Consider the following 21,536-nt stretch of genomic DNA (forward strand, 5'->3'; position numbering starts at 1 on the left):
ATTTAATTTTTGAAGGAAGCAATACTTATCAGATAAATTTTAACCAGGTTAATTTGGTAGTAAAAGTAAATAAATAATTGGCTAAAAGCAAGAAGTGTAAGTGGAGAGAAGCAAAATAGGGTTATGGATGTTACAGTTTTCGTATCAACGTAAAGCCATCCTGTACGGGAGTATCACTTTTTCAACGCGCTTGTCGGTAGCTATCAGGTTATTAAATTCAAGTATGCCTTTGGTTTGGGAGTCTCCGGGTTCTGCAGGTTCAACTACTTTGCCGATCCATGACTCGTTATCGGCAATAATATAGCCACCGGTTTTTATGCGGTTAAACACCAGGTTGTAATACTCAGTGTAATACCGTTTGTTTCCGTCAATAAAGGCCAGGTCCCATGTTCCGGGCAATTCAGAAATAACTTTAAGGGCATCGCCAGGAATCAGGTTGATTTTTTTATGGACTCTACCCGGCATTCCCTTTATCAAAGCCAACTGTCTCTCTGTAAAGTTGTGGCGCTACATCCGTATTTTTTTTGAAAAATCTGCTAAAATAATACTCATCGTTATAGCCTAATTCATAAGCAATTTCCTTCACCGTTTTATTCGTTAAGTATAATTCTCTTTTAGCTTCTATAATTATGCGTTCTGCAATTAAATCGGTCAGGGTTTTATTGAAATGAGTCCTGGTTAGTCTTGTCAGCGCTTTGGGGGTAATTGCCAGAATATCGGCATAGTCACGAGCCGTATGTTTTGTTTTATAATGTAACTCAATAGCGTTTTTCAGGTTTTGTAAAATAAATGGTTTATCCTTTTCTAATGCTACTTCACTGGCTTTTGTGTGCTGTTCTGTTTTAAGTCTTGATGCAGTAATCAAAAATATCTTCAGGTACGAAACTAACAATTCATATTGCGCCAGAGCCGGGTTTTGCATCTCAGTTTTAAGTTGTTCAATTACCGTTTCGAAATGTATGGATGTTTTCTCATCAATGTGTACTAAGGGAGGATTGTAAATGTTATTGAACAATACACCATTGCATGCCACTTCCTTGTGATGCTTATGAATACAAAAGAAATCAGGATGAAAGTTGATCACCCATCCGCTTATTTCTCCATCAGGATTAAGCATAAAAGGTTGATAAGGTGAAAATGAAAATAATACATTCTCCTTGAAATTATATTCAGAGAAATCAGCTTTTGCTGTTCCTTCACCGGTTTTTAACCAAATCATTGAATAATAATTCATTCTTTGAATATGGTTAAACGGGTTATTCTTTTCAAAATAGAATAACCTAAAAGCCAGGTTTCCTGTTTGGGGATTTATAAGGGTGCAATTATTATCCTGAATCATAAGCCTGTTGTTACATTAACTTTCTATCTTTTTCCTCAATTATCATATCGTTTATACTTGCAAAACGCTTTTGCATCAATCCATTTTCGTCGAATTCCCAAAGCTCAATTCCGTATGCTCTGAACCATTGGTCATTTTTACCTTTATATTCATATTCAAATCTTACTGCAATCCTGTTTTCTCTAAAACCCCAAAGTTCCTTTTTAAGTTTATAATTTCTTTCATTTTTCCATTTCTCTTTTAAGAATTGAATAATCTCTTCACGTCCATTAATAAATTGAGTTCTGTTTCTCCATTCAGAATCGATGGTATAAGCTTTAGATACTTTTAAAGGATCTTTGCTATTCCAGGCATCCTCTGCTTTTTGTACTTTTTCAACGGCAGTTTCCATTGTAAACGGTGGAAGTGGATATCGTTTATCTTCGTAATTCATTTTGGTTAAGTTTTACAGAGAAAGAGAAATACTACCTTAAATATTTCTCCTTCTTCTGTTTGTAATTTATAATGAAGGTGCAATGGGAAAATCTACCGGTATTTTAGTAAGATTGTGTAAGTAGTTCATTGCGGTTTTGTCGCTAATTTGAAGAATCAGATCAACTAAGTTCTCTTTGGTATAACCCTGAGCGAAAAAGTTTTCCACATTATCAGTGCTCGCATTACCTCTGTTTTCGGTTAGGTCTGCAGCCAATTTCACTAAGGCGTTTAGCTTGATATTTTCACTTTTACCTTTGCGTATATCAGAAAGTTGATCCTTATCAAATCCGTTCATTTCTCCCAGCACAATATGTGCACTCTGACAATAAATACAACCATTTACCTGACTTACAATCAGATTAACGGCTTCTTTTTCTTTATTCGATAATGACGTTTTAGCATTTTGGAAATCCAAATACCGTTTTAATCCATGGTCAGAATATGCTATTGTTGCATAAAGATTAGGGACAAACCCTAGTGCCTTATTTAAGCCATCAAAAATCTCCTGGTTTGTTGTAGAAACCTGCTCTTTTGTAGGGACATTAAATTCTGTTTTAACTAAGTTTTCCATCTTTAATCTTTTTTAAATATTGCTTGTCAATATTGACACTACAAAGATTGGGACTATTAAAGCTTTCTAAAATGGACAAACGTCGTCGATGGATAGACAATTTTCACAAATGGGAGTCCGAAGTGACAACCTGCACCGGAACCGCTATGCAATCTACACTTTGGTAAGTTTTTTTGTTTTTCAAAAGTGTAATAACCGGCGAACAGATTTTTCTTTTCTTCTTATCGTGTATGCAGTGTTATTCGGCGGAATATGTTATTAGAATGTCTAGTGGTAAAAAAGAGCTCTGTAGTATAATATATAATTCCCATCATTCGACCATATGGGGGTCATGCAGGCGCCAGGTATTTCATTTATAACTTTATAATTTTCTCCATTCCTGTCAATCATAGCTAAATTTGATCCCTCAGTCACAAATGCTATTTTATCACCGTTTGGAGACCAACAGGGTGATTCTATCTTTTCTTTATGTATGATTACGTTTTGGTTTAAACCATCTTCGTCGCATGTTATTAGGTCTCCTCCATAATCAGCATATGATGATGTAAATAAAATCGCGTTCGTAACCGGGTTATATTTTGGAGTATAATTATATTTATCAATATCTGTAATTTGAGATTCTTTATCCTGAAGTATATCGTATTTAAAAATTTGAGCATAATAATTATTTGAAAGAAATTTACTATAGAATATTTTTTTCGAATCATTTGACCAATCATACCAATCGGTACTACTACCTGAAGAAATTATTTGTAAATCACCATCTAATGAAATAATACATATTCCATTATCAGAACTGCATACAATATATTCTCCGTTTTTTGACCACATAGGATGCCATAATCCTAAATCTTCATCGTAAATCTGATTTTCGTTTGTCCCATCACTATTAATTACAAAAAGCCTGTTTTCGATAATATAAGCTATTTTATTACCATCAGGAGAATAACATGGGCTATTGCCATTTGTAACCAGAATCTTATTTTCAGAACCATCAATATTCATTTCATTAATTCCATTTTTATCAACAAAAAGTACCTTTTTACTATCCGGTGAAATTGAATATGATGATTCTATGTTATCTGAACTTGAGGTTATTTTTGTTGTAACATTACTGTTTACATCATATAAATAGAAATCGTACAATCCAATACCGGAATCGATATTTTTTATGTCATCATTCTTTTCACAGGAAATTGCACCAAATATTAGCAGGAAGAAGATTAATGAATGTAATTTGCTGGTTTTCATACTGTATGGTTTAAATTTTATTATTTTAATAATAATTAGATGATTATTACATGGAAAAGGTTGCATTTATGCTACAACTTATGTTTATACTCCATGTACCTAAAATTCCGTATTATTTTTAATGAAAAGTAACTTATATTCCACTTACGATTTTAAAATAAAATTTTAATGCAAGTACTATTGATCAGATAAATCCTTATTAGGTTTTCTGTTCTAAAAGTAAATAAATAATTGATTAAAAGCAAGAAGCGTCAGTAAAGAGAAGCAAAATGGGATTATGAAGGTTACAGCTTTCGTATAACCGTAAACCCATCGCGTACGGGGAATATCACTTTTTCAACGCGCTTGTCGGCAGCTATCAGGTTATTAAATTCAAGTATGCCCTTTGTTTGGGTATCTCTGGGGTCGGCAGGTTCAACTACTTTGCCGCTCCATAACACGTTATCGGCAATAATGTAGCCCCCGGTTTTTATGCGGTCAAATATCAGATTATAATACTCAGGATAATACCGTTTGTTCCCGTCAATAAAGGCCAGATCCCATGTTCCGGGCAATTCAGGAATAACCTTAAGGGCATCACCTATGATCAGGTTGATTTTTGAACCACTTGCGGTAGCTGAAAAATGTTCCCGGATAAAGGTTTCCAGTTCATCATTTATTTCAATGGTATCAATCGTACCTTTTTCAGGCAACGCTTCGGCCATACACAATGCAGAGTAGCCCGTAAATGTGCCAATTTCCAGTATGCGTTCAGGGTTAATCATACGGCACAGCATTTTCAGAAGGCGTCCCTGCAAATGTCCGCTTAGCATCTGGGGGTAAAGCATATTGGCAAAGGTGTCCCTGCTCAGTTTCTGAAGGTATTCCGGCTCTTCATCTATATGATCCAGAATGTATTGTTCCAGTTTATCCGGTAGTTCTTTCATAAAAGATAGAAGGTTGTTCAAATGCCAAAAAAAATATTTTCAACAAAGCGACAGCAATATTATTTTACCCATCCAAACCTCTCCGTCAGCTGACGGAAGGCTTAAAGTCCCCTTCAGGGGATTTAGGGGTAATTTTAAAGGATGCGTACAATCCGTAAATCAGGTCTGTTCTGATATTTCTTTTGGAATAACTTCTATAAATGTTTTTATCCTTAATCTTTTTTCTTCCTGTTGCTGCTGTCCGGTTTCGAGATGGAATCGCGCATGTTGGTGTCAGCCTCAATGTTTTTGAATTTGTAATAATCCATGATACCCATGTTTCCGGAACGGAATGCTTCGGCCATGGCTTTTGGTACTTCGGCTTCAGCCTCAATAACTTTGGCGCGGGCTTCCTGTGCTTTGGCTTTCATTTCCTGTTCAAGGGCCACGGCCATGGCACGGCGTTCCTCTGCTTTGGCCTGAGCAATATTTTTATCGGCATCAGCCTGGTCAATCTGCAGAACGGCACCAATGTTTTTACCAATATCAATATCGGCAATATCAATGGAAAGGATCTCAAATGCAGTCCCTGCATCCAAACCTTTGTCAAGCACAACTTTCGAAATGGAGTCCGGGTTTTCAAGTACTGCCTTGTGACTTTGAGAAGAACCGATGGATGATACAATACCTTCTCCAACACGGGCCAGAACGGTTTCTTCACCTGCACCACCAACCAGTTGTTTGATGTTTGCCCTAACGGTTACCCTGGCTTTGGCAATCAACTGTATTCCGTCTTTGGCCACGGCAGTTACCGGTGGTGTGTCAATCACCTTTGGGTTTACCGACATCTGCACGGCTTCGAACACATCACGACCGGCAAGGTCAATGGCCGTAGCCATCTGGAATGGAAGGTCAATGTTGGCCTTACTGGCCGATACCAGCGCGTGCACAACCTGTTCCACGTGTCCGCCTGCCAGGTAGTGTGCCTCCAGATCATCACGTTTTATATCTCTCAGCCCAGCTTTGTGTGCTTCAATCATAGCCCGCACAATAATTGGCGGCGGAACTTTTCTGATGCGCATAAGCACCATCTGGATGAGTGAAATTCTTACACCTGATACGTATGCTGAAAACCATAACAGCACAGGTACGTAGTACAAAATGATAATGAAAAGAACGACTACGGCAGCAATTAATCCTATTAATCCAAGGTTGGTTATATCTGTGGCAGGAGCCATCAGTCCAAATAATCCGGGGTTGCTCATAATGTTATTTTTTTACGGGTTTTACAATGACATTCGTTTTAAAAACTTTTACAATCTCAACTTCAGTTTTCTGATCAATAAAACCGGATTGAGATTTTGCTTCCATAAAGGTATCATTTATTTTAATTTTTCCAATGGGAGCCAATCTCGAAGTGGTGATGGCATGATCACCAATTTTGACTTCCAGTGCATTAATTTCAGGAACTTTACCTTCAATATTCGTATTCAGCATCGTTCGCTTCCAGGTCTTCCCGCGAAGCATAAAATAGAGCCCGCTGGCTGTAAGAACCAATGATGCAGCAAAGATATAATGACCAATTGGAGTACCGTATTCTGCATAACCGAAATAAATTCCGGCAGCAATGAATAAAAATCCGCCTATACCAGCAATGGTAATACCGGGGATGAGAAGAAATTCAACGGCGAACAGGAAAATTCCTGTTACGATGAGCAAAATAATAATAAGGAGGTTCATCTTATTTTGAATTAAGTTTCTGTATGTCTTCCCATGTACTTTTTTTCCCGTTAATGAACGGCACCACAAATGCTCCGGGGAAACCGGATGCTTCAATTGTTTTTGCTTCGGCCTCGGCCTCTTCTTTTGTGTTGTATTCACCCGAATAATAACGGATCAGTGCTCCATCAATAGTTTCGGTGGTGACCTGAGGAATTTTAGAAAGTGCAGATGCGTTGGGCTTATTTTTAAAGATCCCAATCTGTACCTTATATGTTATCACATGCCCAATTGAATCCTTTACCGGAACTTTTTCCGCAACCATTTCAGGAGCCGGTTTTACAGCCGTTTTTTTCGCTTTGTCGTAGGTTATTATTTCCCGTTCCAGCAGATCAATAGAACTTTCAAGATTACCTGTGGTTTGCTGAACTTCGTCAAAGTTCAGGTATTGATAGTCGGTAAAATTCTGAGTTTTCATCGATGCGTTGTAATAGCTGAATTCAGCATCCTGCTGCAACTTTTTCATGGCTTTCTGAGTTGCTGCATCAGGAGTCATCCGGGCAAGGAACAGGTTCTTGTTTTTTAGGATGTCATATTTCCCTGTCAGCGCTTTAAAATAGTAATCCGTGCTTTCCTGTCGCATCTGATCCGAAATCTTAGCCAGCTGTTCCCGGGTCATTGGTTCAGCAAAAGCAGAATCGCGTTCTATCAACTTTTCTACAATAATGCGGTCGGCATTGGGATCTTTGTTCAGTTTCATCAGAATCTCCTGCCAGTCGAGTACCAGGTTATCAGCTGTGAGTTTATCTTTCTCAACATCTTTCAGCCGTTCAATTTCAGCAGGCGTAAATATATCTTTATAGTTCTGCTTTAAATACGGATTATAAAACGAAGGAATAATATTTTTTGGGATATCAATTTCCAGGGGTTCAGGTTTCCATGGAGCCAGATATGCCTCGTCTTCGTTTATCATTTTGGTATAGGCTTTCAGGGCGTCAATTTCCAGCTTTCGCGTGCGTTGTTCCAACGAGTCTACTTTCGACTGATAATTCTGCAGCATTTCTTCAGCATTGAGAATTTTACCTGTTAAAGAGCTTCTCTGTGCTTCATTGCCTTCTGACTCATATTTGATCCGGTAATTCGTAATGGCATCCGACAGTGAATCAGTTTTGTCTTTGAAGTTTAAATATGTTTTAAAAGTTGTCAGCGCATCCCTGTTCTTAAAGTCCGACATCTTTTTGTAAACTGTAGTATCGTTAATAATAAAGGTAAATTCACGTTGCCGTGGTCCTTGTATATCAATCATGCCAATATCCTCCATGTCTTCAGGAACAACCGCATCATATGTTGTATCTTCTGTATCTGGCGTGCCTGACAGTTCGCCTGTGTTTGACTTTACCTCGTGGATTAACGCAGCACTCCGTAGTTTGTCGATATCAGTTGTATTAAGGAATTTTTTTGTTGGATTGGGAACAAACTTATAAATGGTTACAAATCCTGCTTTATTATGTCGATCCGAAGCAAACCAGCCTGTGTTTTTAAACTCATCGATCACATACAGGTAGTCGTTACCATAAGAGTTAAACGGCATACCTATAGGTTGAGGTGGAAGAAAATCATTAATGGACGGGTTATAACGTGTCACAAAAATATCGTAACCCCCAAACGATTCCGGTCGGTCAGAGCAAAAATACATGGTTAGTCCGTCGCTCATCAGGAAGGGAAATATTTCGTTGTAAGTGGTATTGATGGCATCTATTGCCTTTGGTTCAGACCAGGCATCCAGAAGTTTATCTTTTCTGAAAAGATTTCTTTTTTCAGTGGCATTCACAAATTCATCGTAAAAACTTCTGTCTGCTTTTTCCGGAAGGTAGAGGAGATACAGAGAGTCTTTTGCTACAGAATCATTGGGAAGAATATTCGAAAAGCTTCCGGTTTCGTGGCTGATATCATAGTGTTTAAAAAAGAGCTCAAACGGAACAACAAGTGTATCTGTAACCTGAATGTCTTCTACACGTTGCAGCATTTCTTTCCCTTCTTCGCATTGGGCAATGCCTTTTTTAATTTCTTCCTGTCGCGGATCGCTATTTCTGATGTAAGCCTTGAACTGATTATAGTACTCAATGGCTTTATCAAATTCGTATTGTTTGAAATAAATCTTTGCCAGATAAAAACCGGAGAGACGTATGCCTTTTTTTGCCGCAAATTCAAGATGTTTTTTGGCCACATCTAGATCACCGTTTATTTCATAAACCGACACACCATACCGATGATTATATATGGCGTTTGTTGGAAAACTTTTAAGGATTTCTTTATACAAGAAAGCAGCTTCCCGGTAATTTTCGGTGCGGTACATTTCTTCAGCTTCATCACTTAGTTTAGTTTGTGCCTTGAGCGAAGAAAAAAAACTGAGTGATACGATTATAATGAGTTGAAAAACGGCCTGTTTTAATTGCATTGTGTCTTATTCTTTTACGATTCTCAAAGATAGCGGCTTTTTTTAAAAGAGAAAAGCAACAAAGTAATTTGTCATTGCGTTAAAACATAGTATATTAGAGCTCCTAAAATAATTGATATGGCCTTTTTTGATTGGGTGAATAATCTTGACATCCGGTTTTTTAATGTATTAAACGGAACACATTCTGCTATGGCAGACGGGTTTTGGTGGGCAGTTACGGATACGATGTCGTGGTTGCCGTTTTTTCTGATCCTTATTTACGTGATCATTGCCAATAAAGGCAGAGAAAGTATTCTTATCATTGTTTCCATTGCTATAACCGTACTTTTGGCTGATCAGCTTTCAGGTCTGATAAAAGATCTTGTGGGACGGTTACGGCCATCGCATAATCCGTTGCTGATGTACGACATTCATATTGTGAACGGATACAGGGGCGGTTTGTATAGCTTTGTGTCTTCGCATGCCGCCAATACCTTTGGTGTAGCCATGCTGTTATCACTGATTGTAAAAAACGGTTGGTTCTCGCTTACCATGTTTGCCTGGGCTTTTCTTAACGGTTTTTCAAGAATTTATCTGGGGGTGCATTTCCCGTTTGATATTATTGCCGGTGGATTGTTGGGAATCCTTATTGGTTGGGCCACATATAAGGGACTGGATTTTCTGCGGATGAAACTTCCGGCCTTTTCTTCCATAACCACTGAGCGTATCATTGGCAGTCATACCAGAACAGGATTTAAAAAAGCACAACTTTTAAGTGTGGTGCTTGTGTTTCTGCTAAGTATATTCTTTTTCATTCTGCTGTCAGGTTTTGTGAAAGATTTTATGCCGTAAAACACCTTTCTTTTTTATACTGTTATCAACAAAGGTTTTAAGTCTGTTAAAGTACATTAAACATCACAGACTTAACATTTTTTAGACATGTAAAAATTTTGATAAAGAGCAAATTTCTTTATCTTTAATGCATGCAATTAATCAGAGTAAATAATTTATAATTTCCTGGGCTATGACGAAAACACTCACATTTAATGAACTTCGCAAGATAAAAGATAGTCTGCCTCACGGCAGTATGCATCGCATTGCGGATGAACTCGATTTAAAGGTAGAAACTGTACGTAATTATTTCGGTGGTTACAACTTTAAGGAAGGGAGAAGCGCCGGGGTACATTATGAACCGGGACCAGATGGAGGTATTGTTGTGCTTGATGATACAACGATTCTCGAAATGGCACAGCACATTTTGGCCGAACAACAGGAGAAATTAGTGTAAACACTACCGTAAAAAATTAAAGAAGCAGCCTTAAAATTAAAAGTGCTGCTTTTTTATTGTGGGTTCTTAGCTTTTAAGGAAGTCCCGGCAAGGATAATAACCATGGCAATGCCAATGATTCCTGTCAATTGATATCCTTTGGTAAGCGTCAGGATCTTACTGAAAAAGAACGGACCTGTCGCACTGGAGAATACGAGTATGGAACCGCTGAATCCCGATATCGCTCCCAGATGTTTTCGTCCGTAAAACCTTGGCCATGTAACCGAAACAAGCACAACAAACATGCCGCCCATTATTCCGAAGCCGGCAACGGTAAGAAAATATCCCAGTGAACTTCCAAGAAGCACAATCCCGATAGTTGAAAGTAATTGCCCGAATATTAATACAAACAGCAGGTATTGCAACCTGACAAAATCACTTATGAAGTTGCCGATTAATGATACGGCAATTGAAACAACGGATATCGGGATCAGAATTTTTATTCCTGCGGTTTTATCGTATCCGAAGGTCTCAAATATAGACTCGATGTTAAAAGTGAAGCCTGTGCCGAAAAAGCTATAAAATGCCAGGGCAAATGTGAATACCCAGAATGGCCAGGTTTTTTGAGCCTCTTTTAATGTAAACTGTCTGCGTTGAACCACGGTTTCCTTCTTAACTTTCATAGTTTTACCATCCGGTTTCATTCCGCTTTCTTCCGGATTATCGCGATAAAAAATAAATGCAAAAACAGCAAAAGCCATTAATGCTACTGCTATGATTCTCCATGCAACAGGCCAGCTGTTGTTTTGAATCAGAATACTGAATATCAACGGTGAGATCGCAAATCCGAACGATACAAAAGCACTGCTGATGGCGTTGGCGCGACCACGAAGCTTGTCAAACCATTTCATGATCATGTTGCGTGAAACCATGGTCAGCACACCTTGTCCGCTTATCCGGATCAGAAAGAAAATGATGCTGATTACTGTGAAGGATACAATTGAGAACCGTATGTTCAGAAATGACGATACTGCGTTACTGATGGCAGGGCTGTAGGATGCAAAAATTAATGAAATGCCCAGGAATGCTGCAGCACCGATAGCTACATATCTGGCACCGAACCTGTCGTATAAAACGCCTGCATACGTCAATAAAAATGAGCTCGCTATGGTTCCCAGCATATAGGCAATGCTTAATGTATCCCGGTCCAGTTTAAGTGCTTCTATCAAATGGTCCGTAAAAACACTTACGCCCATAGTCTGGCCCGGAATACTGAATATTACACCTACGGTTCCGGCAACGACAATAATCCAGCCATAAAAGAATTTAAATTTTGAAGGATTAAAGGGTATATCAGATATGTTTCTCATTCAAATTTTTAGTCTGCTTATAAAATCACAATAGTAAAATATAATAAACAGATGTATCATTTTATTGTTGAAATATTAAATAAATTGATAAAATATTATATTTGCAGCCAAATTAAAAAGCAGATTATTAATCGAATAATAACGTATAAATACCTCTAAAATGAAAGTTCTAAAGTTTGGCGGAACATCAGTAGGATCCGCAGATAGAATTAAACATGTTGCTGATTTAATAGATACAGGAGAGCGGAAAATCGTTGTTCTTTCTGCCATGTCAGGAACCACAAATACACTTGTTGAAATTTGTAAACACTATTTTAAGAAAGATATTCAGGGTGCAAAAGATGTTGTTGATGCACTTGAAAATAAGTATAAAGACGTTGTGAATGAGCTTTTAAGTTCCGACGAATTCAATGAGAAGGGACATGCTTTAGTTAAAGATAAATTCGATTTTCTGCGGTCTTTTGCCCAAACTGATTTTTCCGAAAAGGAAGAAAAAATTATTCATGCCCAGGGGGAACTAATTTCAACAGAACTGATGCATTACTATTTGTTGGAATCCGGACGCAGTTCGGCATTATTACCGGCACTGGAATATATGAGAATCGATGCTGATAAGGAGCCTGATGCCGCATATATAGAAGAAAAAATTGCCATACAGCTTGATAAATATAAGGATGAGAAACTGCTTATCACTCAGGGGTATATTTGTCTGAATATTGAGGGTGAAATTGATAACCTGCAACGTGGTGGCAGCGACTATTCCGCTTCGTTGGTAGGAGCAGCCATAAAAGCTGATGAAATAGAAATATGGACGGATATAGATGGGATGCATAACAACGATCCACGAATCGTTGAAAATACCAAACCGATTAAGAATCTGTCGTTTGAGGAAGCAGCTGAGCTCGCTTATTTTGGAGCTAAGATTTTACATCCTACCAGTGTGGTTCCGGCACGCAAGGCCAATATTCCGGTTCGCTTGTTGAATACGATGAATCCTGAAGCTTACGGAACGTTGATAAGTGCTTACAGTGAGCCGAATAAAATTAAAGCTGTGGCAGCCAAAGACGGTATTACCGTTATAAAAATAAAAAGTGGCAGGATGTTACTGGCTTACGGTTTTCTGAGAAAGGTTTTCGAGATATTTGAGAAATACAGAACACCTATTGATATGATTACCACATCGGAGGTTGGTGTATCAATAACTATCGATCAGGATAAGAATCTCGCTAAAATAGTGGAAGAGCTGCAGGAATTTGGTTCTGTGTTCGTCAATACCGATCAGGTGATTATTTGTGTGGCAGGAGACCTGTCTGCTGAACAGAGCGGTTATGCGGCTAAAATTACGAGTGCCCTTAAAGATGTTCCGATGAGAATGATATCGTACGGAGGAAGCAGTTACAACATGTCCTTACTGGTTGATGCCAAATACAAAAAACAAGCACTTCAGGCATTGAGTAAAGAACTTTTCGACTAAAAGAATAAAAAATAAGCGCAATAAAAAAGGTGGAGAAATCCACCTTTTTTATTTTATATTGTTGGTGTTGTTTAAGAACAACCACCCGATACGGCTTTAATTTCGCGTTTAACGGGCTTTCCGATATTCTGGAGTGCCTCTACCAGGTTATTCATCTTTTTGGCAGTCTGCGACCTGTAAACGTATGTTTGCTGTTCCTCCTTGGTTGCATTGTCCGGTGGAGGTGCAATTTCAAAGAACATATTCCGAAAGTGCTGTGAACTTACATTCAGGATCATGTTGGTTGAACTGCCAATGTATTTGGCTTTCAGACACGACATTTTAACCAGAGTGTCGTTATCGGCATAGAATACATTCTTCTTCAGTTTCTGTTTGAATATCTGCTCCCATTCACGGTTCTGAATATTTTCAAAGGGAATATTGATTGCCAGGGGAAGATGATATGCTTCAAATTCTTCAGGAGAGCGGACATCAATAATATTGTACTCGTAATAGTGGTTGGCAATTTCGTCGGCCAGTTTGTCCGGGGCTATTTCATGAAACACACATTTCTTTTGTTCCTTGGCTTTGGCAATGCGATTCTGAATTATATCGTATTTGCCTGGTAAGAATGCAATGATAGCGATGAATAAAAACGGTACCACCATACTTATCTGGTAGCGCAGCTTTGTTTTCGGATCAATGTAATTGCTTCTGTGATTTACCTTATTTTCAATTTTCCAGGTAAAGTAAAATGCTGCAATCGCAATAAAGGTCAGTACAAAGGCAAACAAAGAATCTGACATTCCGAAGAAGTCACTTATCTTCAGCGGTCCCATCTTATCGGCCATGTAAAAATCCTTAATCATAGGATATGCTTCTCCGAACGCATAAATACCCAGTATGGATCCGAGTATAAAGGCCATGGCATCCAGTTTACCAATAGAAGCTGCACAGACACTTGTTCCAGGGCAAAATCCTCCCAGAACAAATCCGATACCCATTATTAAACCACCTACAATGGCAGAACGCAGGAAGGTTGGATTAATATAGATTACGTCTGTGTTTAAAAGGCCATAATGCCCTAAAAGCAAAACACCTATCATTGCTGTTACACCTGCGGTAAAAAACACTCTGAGAACGGTAAAGTCATAACCGTAAAACAATCCTACCAGTTTTTTTGTAGAAGAAAAACCGGCTTGTTCAAGAACAAATCCAAATCCGATGCCGATAAAAACGGCCAGCAATAATCCAAATTCCGGACTAAATACAAAAGGTACTAAAGGTCCCATAATATCTTATTTTAACCACAGTTTTCTAAAAAAATACGCTACACCATACGCCATTCCAAAAATAGCCATCATGGTTACTATACCTCCAAACGATAGCACTGCCATTCCACTCAGGGCGGAACCACTGGTACAACCTCTTCCCAGCTGTGAACCAAAACCAAATAATGCGCCGCCAACGATAGCACCAACAATACGCATTGTTTTAGTAGCTTTAGGGCCTTTTTCAAGTTTTAAACCAACCCGGTTGGACATGACACCTGAAAAGAATGCTCCGATTACCACACCGACCATTTCAAATACCAGCCAGTTGTGCATTGGTGATCCGTTATGTGCAGCGTTGTACTCTTTAAAAAATAATGCTTTTTCTGCATGAGCCGGGGCAACATTATTTACGGCTTCCACAACCACGCTCTTTAATGCGCCACTTGCTCCTAAGCCACGGCCTGAAATATATATTGTGGCCAGTAAAACTAATCCGAGAAGGAATCCGGCTAAATACGGATTCATATATGGTCTCTCTTTCATGAGTTTGTTTCTTTTACGGGTTTAACTTTTTTGTCCTTACTCTCAGCTTTAACTTCTGTTGTTTCGTCTTCTTCATCTTCTAAATCCTCATAGCCTGTAATCATAGCCTGAATATTTGAAGTCGGCGTATGACCGGTAGTGGTCATATAAACATGAATAATAAGGAAGACAATTAACAGAAAGGCACCTAGCGTGTGCCAGAATGCTATTGAATCCAGCGAAAAATCCTTAATCACCACGATATTGTTTTTATCGAGTGTTTTCTGGGTCATATAAATAATACCCGAAATTACGGTTACTGGAATCAAAACAAGTTTGAATCCAAGGTATGTGAGTCTTTGCAAAGGATTCATTTTGCTTAATTCAGTCTTTTTGGTTGGATGCTTTTCGCCTTTAAACATACCAAAGCTGTAATACATAATCTGAGCTTTCAGCTTTTTGGTCGTTGGAATGTACTGTTTCCATTCTCCGGTTACTATGTGCCAGAATATTGCAAATACGATCAGAACGATTAACATGTAAGATGCCACGCGATGAAACATGGCAGCATGTTCAAATCCAAATACGGTGAAAGATCCGTGTACTTCAAAGCCTGTAACAGCAAGGAAAATAATTAATGAAGCCTGTGTCCAGTGCCAGAAGCGTTCAAAACCTTTATAAATATATACGCGTTTCAATGTCTTAAATTTTATTGGTTATCTTCTTCTTCGTAGTCTATGATCTCAGTTTTATATCTATTCTTGCGAATGACAATAATAATACGGATGAGCGCATGAATTAAAACGCCTAACAATGCCGCAGCTATAAGAAAATGTGCACCTGTTTCAAGAGGTTTGTTATAATCTCTTCCCGGCAGATAAAAATCGTTAAGTTTTGCCAGACGTCCGTTGCTGCTGCGTGTGTGACATTCCGAACATTTCAGCGCCTGTTCTTTTGGCGAAACCATATGGTTGATAGGCCAGTACATTTCTGTTTTAACAAAACCGTAATCGCCGCTGTATGGCAATCCAACGCCTTCCATACCAGCTTTAGCCGCTTCATTCCAGTCAAAATCATTCCAGAATGCACTGTCTCCTTTTTCAGGTCCGTAAAGTTTTGGCTGGATTAGCATATTGTATTTCTTGTCGTAGATCTGATCCCCACGGTGAATTTTTACCGGTACAATTTTTGAGTCAGGATCATCGTGTGATCCAAACAGTGTATTCATCTGAACAGGAACAGATTTAATGGTATCGCCCAGTACATAGTGGTCAGCTGTTCCGTTGAACCACATATAATCCGGTTTTACATTACGTTCCCATTTAAAATCACCTTTAATTGACAGGTAAGTGTGGTTGCCCAGAGAATCTTCCTCAAAATAAGGCTGACCATCTTTTAACTTACCGGCAGAAGACCAGTGCCATTCCATTTTTGTAGCATTAACTTTTGCATATTCCGGGATATGGCATGTCTGACAGGCAACTTTTGCATTATGCCGGTTTAAAAGTTCATTAAAGTGGGGCGTTGATGTGTGACATTGTTCACACGTTGCCCTCTGAGTATTTGTGGATGATACCGAATATAATCTTCCAAGTATTTTGTGATTCTTTGCAGTATGGCATGATACACAGTTCATATCCATTCCATTGGCTGCCATATGAACATCCACATCGCGTGTACAGGCCAGAAGGGATTCTTCCAGATCACCATGTTTAACGTTGTTACCACCACCACTATAAAAGTGACAGCTTCCACAGTTCATTTTCTTGGGATTGCCAACACTCTGTGCCACTTCCTTCAGGTTAACACTTCTGTCGGGATATCCTGCCAGAGAAGCACCCTTGTGGTAATCTTCACTGTTGTCATGACAAACCATACAATCCACGTTACGGGCATTTTTAAAATCAAAATGGTCATCAGACATACCAAAACCAATGTGACATTTGGCACAGGCCTGCTGGTTGGTGTTCGATCCGATACAAAAGTTGTTCAATACATCTTTTTTACCGGTTGCCGTAATACCTCTTCCCTCTACGTAAGAAATTCGTTCCCAGTTCCAGTGAGAAGAATTCATTACTTCTTTGTAACTTTCAGTGTGACAGCCGTTACATGCTTCCGTCACTTCCTGAGGCGTTTTAAATTCCTTGTTGAGCTCAGGTAATTTACTGTGATCAATGGAAGGAACCGGTTTGATGGCATATTCCTGTTTAAGCTTCTCCAGCTTCAGGTTGTAGTATTCGTTGCTTTGGGTTACATTAAGTAAAACCAAAAGCGCAACTACTGTTAATATGACTGTTATTACAGGTTTAAACATATGTTGTAATACTTGTTAAATAGTTTTAAAATATATTGGCTGTTATTTAAAATGAATTCAAATAAATTCTCAATTAAGGCACTAAGGTAGTGCAATTTTAATTAACTAAAAAAATCATTAATATAAATAATTAGATATATAAAAATATGTATTTAAACTGATTAAAAATTAGTTACGAAGTCCGTTGGCTAAGAGGCTTGTCGTAAACTGAAAAAATACTAATAGTGTATAAGTGTATTTATTGCTTACATACCTGAATAATGCCTTTTTAAGATATATATGTTAAATTTTAAATTTTTTTTGTGAAGCTGGAATAAACATACTTTGGTCTGTGTCTAAATGAAAATTGAAAAAGCTCTTGTGGAAATCAAAATAAATAATCTCAAAAAAATATACCCGGGCGGATTTGAAGCTCTGAAAGGTGTTAACCTTACCATTAAAGAAGGTATGTTTGGGCTATTAGGGCCAAACGGTGCCGGAAAATCAACACTCATGCGAATTCTGGTCACGCTTATGAATCCTTCTGAAGGTGAAGTGCTTCTGAATGGGAAGGATCTGGTAAAACAACGCAAGGAAGTTCGGGAGATGTTAGGGTATTTGCCACAGGATTTCCGGTTCTTTGCTAAAATGAAAACATGGGAATTTCTTGATTATTCTGCGCGTCTTGCCGGAATGCGAAACAGAAAGGAGCGGATGGCAAAGGTGGATGAAATGTTAGGGAATGTTGGATTGTATGAATTCAGAAACCGGATGGCGAATAAACTTTCCGGTGGAATGAAGCGAAGGTTGGGTATTGCTCAGGCCCTGATTGGCGAACCGAGAATTATCATTGTTGATGAGCCAACGACAGGACTTGATCCGGAAGAACGTATAAGATTCAGAAATTTGTTGTCGAATATAGGGCAGGGTGATACCATAATTATATTATCGACACATATAGTGGGCGATATTTCCAGTACGTGTAATCAAATGGCGCTTTTAAATAAAGGTGAGCTGGCCTTTAATGGTGCGCCGGAGGATCTGATCGAAATGACCAAGGGTCATGTCTGGCAGATTGAGGCTACGCAGGAGGAATATGACGAATTAAAAGTTAAGTATCCTGTTATATCTACGATACCGGCAGGATCGGGATGGGAGCTGCAGCTGGTAGGAGATGATGTGGAAGCATATAATCCAAAGCCGGTTTATCCGAACCTTGAACATGCTTACGTTTATTTTATGGAATACAAATTAAATAACTGGTCGCTGTGATATCTATACCCAATATATTAAATGTTGCACATTACGAAAGAAAGACTCTGCTTCGCAGCTGGTTTTTCAGGATATTCTTTATCATAGCCTTATTAATAATTGTATTTGTCGATCTGGCATTTTTTATCATTCCGGCTGCAGCTCAGTGGGATTACAGGGCTGTTCCTGCCAATCTGCCACTTATTAATATTTTACTGCTTAATGTTGCACAGGCCGTTATTGCAATTTTTCTGGCTTCAGATTTTTTAAAGCGGGATAAAAAAATGGATACTGCCGAGGTTATTTATACCCGGTCTATTTCGAACAATGAGTATGTTATTGGCAAAACATGGGGAACCCTGTCCGTATTTTTCGGAATGACCCTGTTTTTTCTGGTGGTCACACTCGTATTTAATTTAATTGTACCGGATACAAAAGTGGATTGGATAGCTTATCTGTATTATCCACTGCTTATTACCTTGCCGACTCTCGTATTTATTTTAGGATTTGCATATGTTCTTATGATTCTCATCAAGAATCAGTCTGTTACTTTTTTAATTCTGATCGGTTATGTGGCACTGACACTGTTTTATTTCCAGAACAAGTATTTCAGTATTTTTGACTATATGGCGTTTTATACGCCTATGGCATATTCCGGAATTACGGGATTTGCCGATGTGCCCATGCTGCTTGCTCACCGGATGTTTTATTTTTTCCTGGGCATGGCCTTTATCGCAGCTACAATTACCAGCTTTAACAGGTTGCCTAACAGGGTGTATGGGAAAGTATTCTATTTTTTCCTGTTTCTGATTTTACTGGGAATAGGAGGGACAGCAGGTGGATGGTATCTTTTGAACTCAAATGCTGTATTTAAAAACAGACACGCGTATCTGACCCTTAATAATAAATATGCAGAAAGCAAGTATCTCGATGTTACGGACAATGCCATTATGGTGACGCATAAAGGCGATGGTATTACAGTAAGCGCTAAAATAGAAGGACCTGTTAATGCGCTTAAAGCAAATGATACGCTAACGTTTTCGCTGAATCCGGGTTTTAAAATTAAGGGTGTTACGGATAAAACAGGATCGCCTGTTTCGTTTACCAGAGAGAAGCAGATTATCAGGATTCCTGTACTTAAAATCCCTGATAACGATACCTTAATATATAACTTCAGTTATTCCGGTTCGGTTGATGATGCCTTTTGTTACCTTGATATTTCGGATGAAGAATATAAACAGAACCGTAATGTGGGACCCGTCAAACTGGATAATAAATTCTCGTATATCGGTAGCGATTTTGTTCTGCTAACTCCTGAAACATTCTGGTATCCTGTTCCGGGTGTAAGTTTTAATACAAAGACATTAAGAACCAGAACAGGTTACTTTTCGGATTACAATTTAACCGTTAAGACATCAAAACGATTAAGGCCTTTATCCCAAGGAGAAATGAATATAAACGGAGATGAATACAGTTTTGAAACATCATATCCGGCAAAAGGTTTGACCCTGGTTATAGGTAAATTTGACAGCGTTGGTGTGAGTGTGGATTCTGTGGAATATAATCTCTTTTATAAGCCCGGCGATGACTTTTTCTCGTATCACCTGTCCAATTTAAAAGATACGGTTGGTTATATAATACAGAATGAAAAATCGAGATACGATAACAACAGTTTCATAAATACGTTTCCGTATCATAAGGTTAATTTTGTAGAGGTTCCTGCACATTTTATGTTTTTTCAACGGTTGCTGGATAATTCCTTTGAAACGACTCAGCCTGATATTTTTCTTTATCCTGAACGTGGTATAGGGATGCAACTGGCTGATTTCAGAAGATTTAAAAAATATGAAAGTTTTAGAAACCGTGGACAAGCGGTAAGACCTATTGACGCTGAAGTAAATGTATTCCGACGATTTATTGGTAGTACGTTCTTCTCTAACTCTGGAATTCAGCTAAGCTCGGATAACAGACGGTTTAATAACGGTCCTGTTTCCTATTCAGGAATTCAGTATACGTTAAATCCGTTTTCCTTTTTCCCATACTATTTCAGCCTGGTTGAAGGGGTAGATTCAAAAGATTATCCTTTAATGGGAACTATTCTGGAAAGTTATTTGCGGGAATCCGACAACTTCGATTTTCGTGGCGCCATGAGAGGAGGAATGGGAGAAGAAGAAGAGGCCAATCTTTTACTGCAGAATAATTCTGTTTCGGACATTATTTCTGATCCGGACAAGAAAAACATTATACCGGTCGTCATTCGCCAAAAAGGGGCGTTCCTGCTTGACGGGCTCAAGTATAGTGCAGGGATAACAGGTTTTGATAATTTCCTTTATGATTTCCTTATGGATAACCAGTTTCATATTATTGAAACGGATTCGCTAAAATCGGCATTTCAGAAAGAATTTAATGTGGATATTTCACCCTTCCTTGCTCAGTTGGGCGACAGGGGAGACATTCCTGCTTTTGAGTTTGGTAAAACATTTTATATAGAAACCAGAGATGATATAGGACCTGTTTACCTGGTAAAATTTAAAGTAACTAATATTTCGGATGTGGATGGCATACTGGATGTCGACTTCCGAATGGGAGGAGGCGGTTTTGGTGGTGGAAGCAATCAGAGTGAAGAACGGATCTATTTGTTTAAACCTGATGAAACAAAAGAAATACAGATAATGCTGTTTGATATGCCAAGAATGATGATGGTCAATACAGTGTTGTCACAAAATATTCCTGCATCGTATAATGAATTTATGAGATCGCCGGAGACGAATTACAGGATTATTCCTGAAGAATATGCAAAAACGGTATCCGATCCGGTCACCTTATACAATGATAATGAATATGTAGTTGATAATGAGGATCCTGGATTCTCAATGGAACAGGAAAATACCGACACCAGGATCAAACAGTATTTTGATAAACTGAAAAATGAAGAAGAACCTAAATACGGTTCTATAGAACCCTGGCGCATACCGCATGTGTGGCGAAGTGTTGCGCATACAGCCTTTAACGGAGCCATCATAAAATCGGCCTATTATACGCATGAGGGAAATGGTGAGCGCACCGTAACATGGCAAAAGGATCTGCCTGCAGAAGGGGTATATGATGTGTACGTATACATTCCGCGCGATGCCATGCTTGGTCGTGGCAGGGGAAGAAGAGGTGGAGGCCCCGGTGGTGGCGGAGGTCCCCAGTTTGAAGAAGCAGGAAAAGAGTACCAGTATTTTGTGTATAACGGTCAGGACAAGGAAGAAGTGGAATTTCAGATGAATAACAGTACTGAAAATGGCTGGAATAAACTGGGGTCATTCTTTTTTCAGAAAGGAACAGCAAAAATTGTACTTACAAATAAAACAGATGCCCGCAGAGTATTTGCAGATGCAGTTAAATGGGTAAAACGAAATTAAAAT

General features: G+C 38.6%; 19 protein-coding genes. 5 read left to right on the forward strand and 14 right to left on the reverse strand.

Translation table 11 applies throughout. The features are described 5' to 3' along the window. Positions 1 to 144 precede the first annotated feature (144 nt). From ACE1ET_RS05050 to ACE1ET_RS05090, 9 genes are all read right to left on the reverse strand, one after another. Positions 145 to 465: an O-methyltransferase gene (locus tag ACE1ET_RS05050; protein ID WP_375727275.1), complete on the reverse strand. Its 321-nt coding sequence runs from the start codon at positions 463 to 465 to the stop codon at positions 145 to 147. Beyond that, the gene (locus tag ACE1ET_RS05055; RefSeq protein WP_375727276.1) at positions 455 to 1,219 is read right to left on the reverse strand and encodes a helix-turn-helix domain-containing protein; all 765 of its coding nucleotides are present in this window, start codon (positions 1,217 to 1,219) and stop codon (positions 455 to 457) included. The genes ACE1ET_RS05050 and ACE1ET_RS05055 overlap by 11 nt, the downstream gene beginning before the upstream one ends. Before the next feature lie 130 nt (positions 1,220 to 1,349). Beyond that, a complete protein-coding gene (locus ACE1ET_RS05060) occupies positions 1,350 to 1,772 on the reverse strand; it encodes a DUF1348 family protein (protein ID WP_375727277.1) in 423 nt (140 codons plus the stop codon). A gap of 66 nt (positions 1,773 to 1,838) precedes the next feature. Further along, a complete protein-coding gene (locus ACE1ET_RS05065; protein ID WP_375727278.1) occupies positions 1,839 to 2,384 on the reverse strand; it encodes a carboxymuconolactone decarboxylase family protein in 546 nt (181 codons plus the stop codon). 267 nt (positions 2,385 to 2,651) lie between these two features. Next, positions 2,652 to 3,635, reverse strand: coding sequence for a TolB family protein (locus tag ACE1ET_RS05070; protein ID WP_375727279.1), 984 nt, complete (start codon positions 3,633 to 3,635; stop codon positions 2,652 to 2,654). A 284-nt stretch (positions 3,636 to 3,919) separates the two neighbouring features. After that, positions 3,920 to 4,561 (reverse strand): O-methyltransferase, encoded by a 642-nt coding sequence (locus ACE1ET_RS05075; protein ID WP_375727280.1) that lies wholly within the window; start codon positions 4,559 to 4,561, stop codon positions 3,920 to 3,922. Positions 4,562 to 4,773: 212 nt separating this feature from the next. Beyond that, a complete protein-coding gene (gene floA, locus ACE1ET_RS05080) occupies positions 4,774 to 5,805 on the reverse strand; it encodes a flotillin-like protein FloA (protein ID WP_375727281.1) in 1,032 nt (343 codons plus the stop codon). A gap of 4 nt (positions 5,806 to 5,809) precedes the next feature. After that, complete coding sequence (locus ACE1ET_RS05085; RefSeq protein ID WP_375727282.1) at positions 5,810 to 6,280, reverse strand: NfeD family protein; 471 nt, start codon at positions 6,278 to 6,280, stop codon at positions 5,810 to 5,812. 1 nt (position 6,281) lies between these two features. Beyond that, on the reverse strand, positions 6,282 to 8,717 hold the full coding sequence (locus ACE1ET_RS05090; protein ID WP_375727283.1) for an SPOR domain-containing protein: 2,436 nt from the start codon (positions 8,715 to 8,717) through the stop codon (positions 6,282 to 6,284). Between the two features lie 117 nt (positions 8,718 to 8,834). Here ACE1ET_RS05090 and ACE1ET_RS05095 point away from each other — a divergent pair, with 117 nt between their 5' ends. Further along, the gene (locus ACE1ET_RS05095; RefSeq protein ID WP_375727284.1) at positions 8,835 to 9,548 is read left to right on the forward strand and encodes a phosphatase PAP2 family protein; all 714 of its coding nucleotides are present in this window, start codon (positions 8,835 to 8,837) and stop codon (positions 9,546 to 9,548) included. Positions 9,549 to 9,720: 172 nt separating this feature from the next. Then, positions 9,721 to 9,984, forward strand: coding sequence for a DNA-binding protein (locus tag ACE1ET_RS05100; RefSeq protein WP_375727285.1), 264 nt, complete (start codon positions 9,721 to 9,723; stop codon positions 9,982 to 9,984). Between the two features lie 53 nt (positions 9,985 to 10,037). Here ACE1ET_RS05100 and ACE1ET_RS05105 read toward each other — a convergent pair whose 3' ends face one another. Next, complete coding sequence (locus tag ACE1ET_RS05105) at positions 10,038 to 11,333, reverse strand: MFS transporter (protein WP_375727286.1); 1,296 nt, start codon at positions 11,331 to 11,333, stop codon at positions 10,038 to 10,040. A 160-nt stretch (positions 11,334 to 11,493) separates the two neighbouring features. On the opposite strand from ACE1ET_RS05105, the gene ACE1ET_RS05110 reads away from it, so the two are divergent. Then, complete coding sequence (locus tag ACE1ET_RS05110) at positions 11,494 to 12,807, forward strand: aspartate kinase (RefSeq protein WP_375727287.1); 1,314 nt, start codon at positions 11,494 to 11,496, stop codon at positions 12,805 to 12,807. Between the two features lie 71 nt (positions 12,808 to 12,878). Here ACE1ET_RS05110 and ACE1ET_RS05115 read toward each other — a convergent pair whose 3' ends face one another. From ACE1ET_RS05115 to ACE1ET_RS05130, 4 genes are read right to left on the reverse strand one after another with little or no spacing between them, the layout of a single operon-like run. Then, positions 12,879 to 14,078: a YeeE/YedE thiosulfate transporter family protein gene (locus tag ACE1ET_RS05115; protein ID WP_375727288.1), complete on the reverse strand. Its 1,200-nt coding sequence runs from the start codon at positions 14,076 to 14,078 to the stop codon at positions 12,879 to 12,881. Between the two features lie 6 nt (positions 14,079 to 14,084). Then, positions 14,085 to 14,603 (reverse strand): YeeE/YedE thiosulfate transporter family protein, encoded by a 519-nt coding sequence (locus tag ACE1ET_RS05120; protein ID WP_375727289.1) that lies wholly within the window; start codon positions 14,601 to 14,603, stop codon positions 14,085 to 14,087. Continuing rightward, on the reverse strand, positions 14,600 to 15,280 hold the full coding sequence (locus ACE1ET_RS05125) for a cytochrome b/b6 domain-containing protein (protein WP_375727290.1): 681 nt from the start codon (positions 15,278 to 15,280) through the stop codon (positions 14,600 to 14,602). The genes ACE1ET_RS05120 and ACE1ET_RS05125 overlap by 4 nt, the downstream gene beginning before the upstream one ends. Before the next feature lie 11 nt (positions 15,281 to 15,291). Further along, entirely contained in the window at positions 15,292 to 16,896 is a 1,605-nt protein-coding gene (locus tag ACE1ET_RS05130; protein WP_375727291.1) for a tetrathionate reductase family octaheme c-type cytochrome, read from the reverse strand. Between the two features lie 339 nt (positions 16,897 to 17,235). On the opposite strand from ACE1ET_RS05130, the gene ACE1ET_RS05135 reads away from it, so the two are divergent. Continuing rightward, entirely contained in the window at positions 17,236 to 18,147 is a 912-nt protein-coding gene (locus ACE1ET_RS05135; RefSeq protein WP_375727292.1) for an ABC transporter ATP-binding protein, read from the forward strand. Further along, a complete protein-coding gene (locus tag ACE1ET_RS05140; protein WP_375727293.1) occupies positions 18,144 to 21,533 on the forward strand; it encodes a hypothetical protein in 3,390 nt (1,129 codons plus the stop codon). The genes ACE1ET_RS05135 and ACE1ET_RS05140 overlap by 4 nt, the downstream gene beginning before the upstream one ends. The last annotated feature ends 3 nt before the right edge of the window (positions 21,534 to 21,536 follow it).

The organism is Quyinboa mangrovi (genome assembly GCF_042219825.1).
Lineage (GTDB): Bacteria > Bacteroidota > Bacteroidia > Bacteroidales > UBA5342 > JBHJHP01.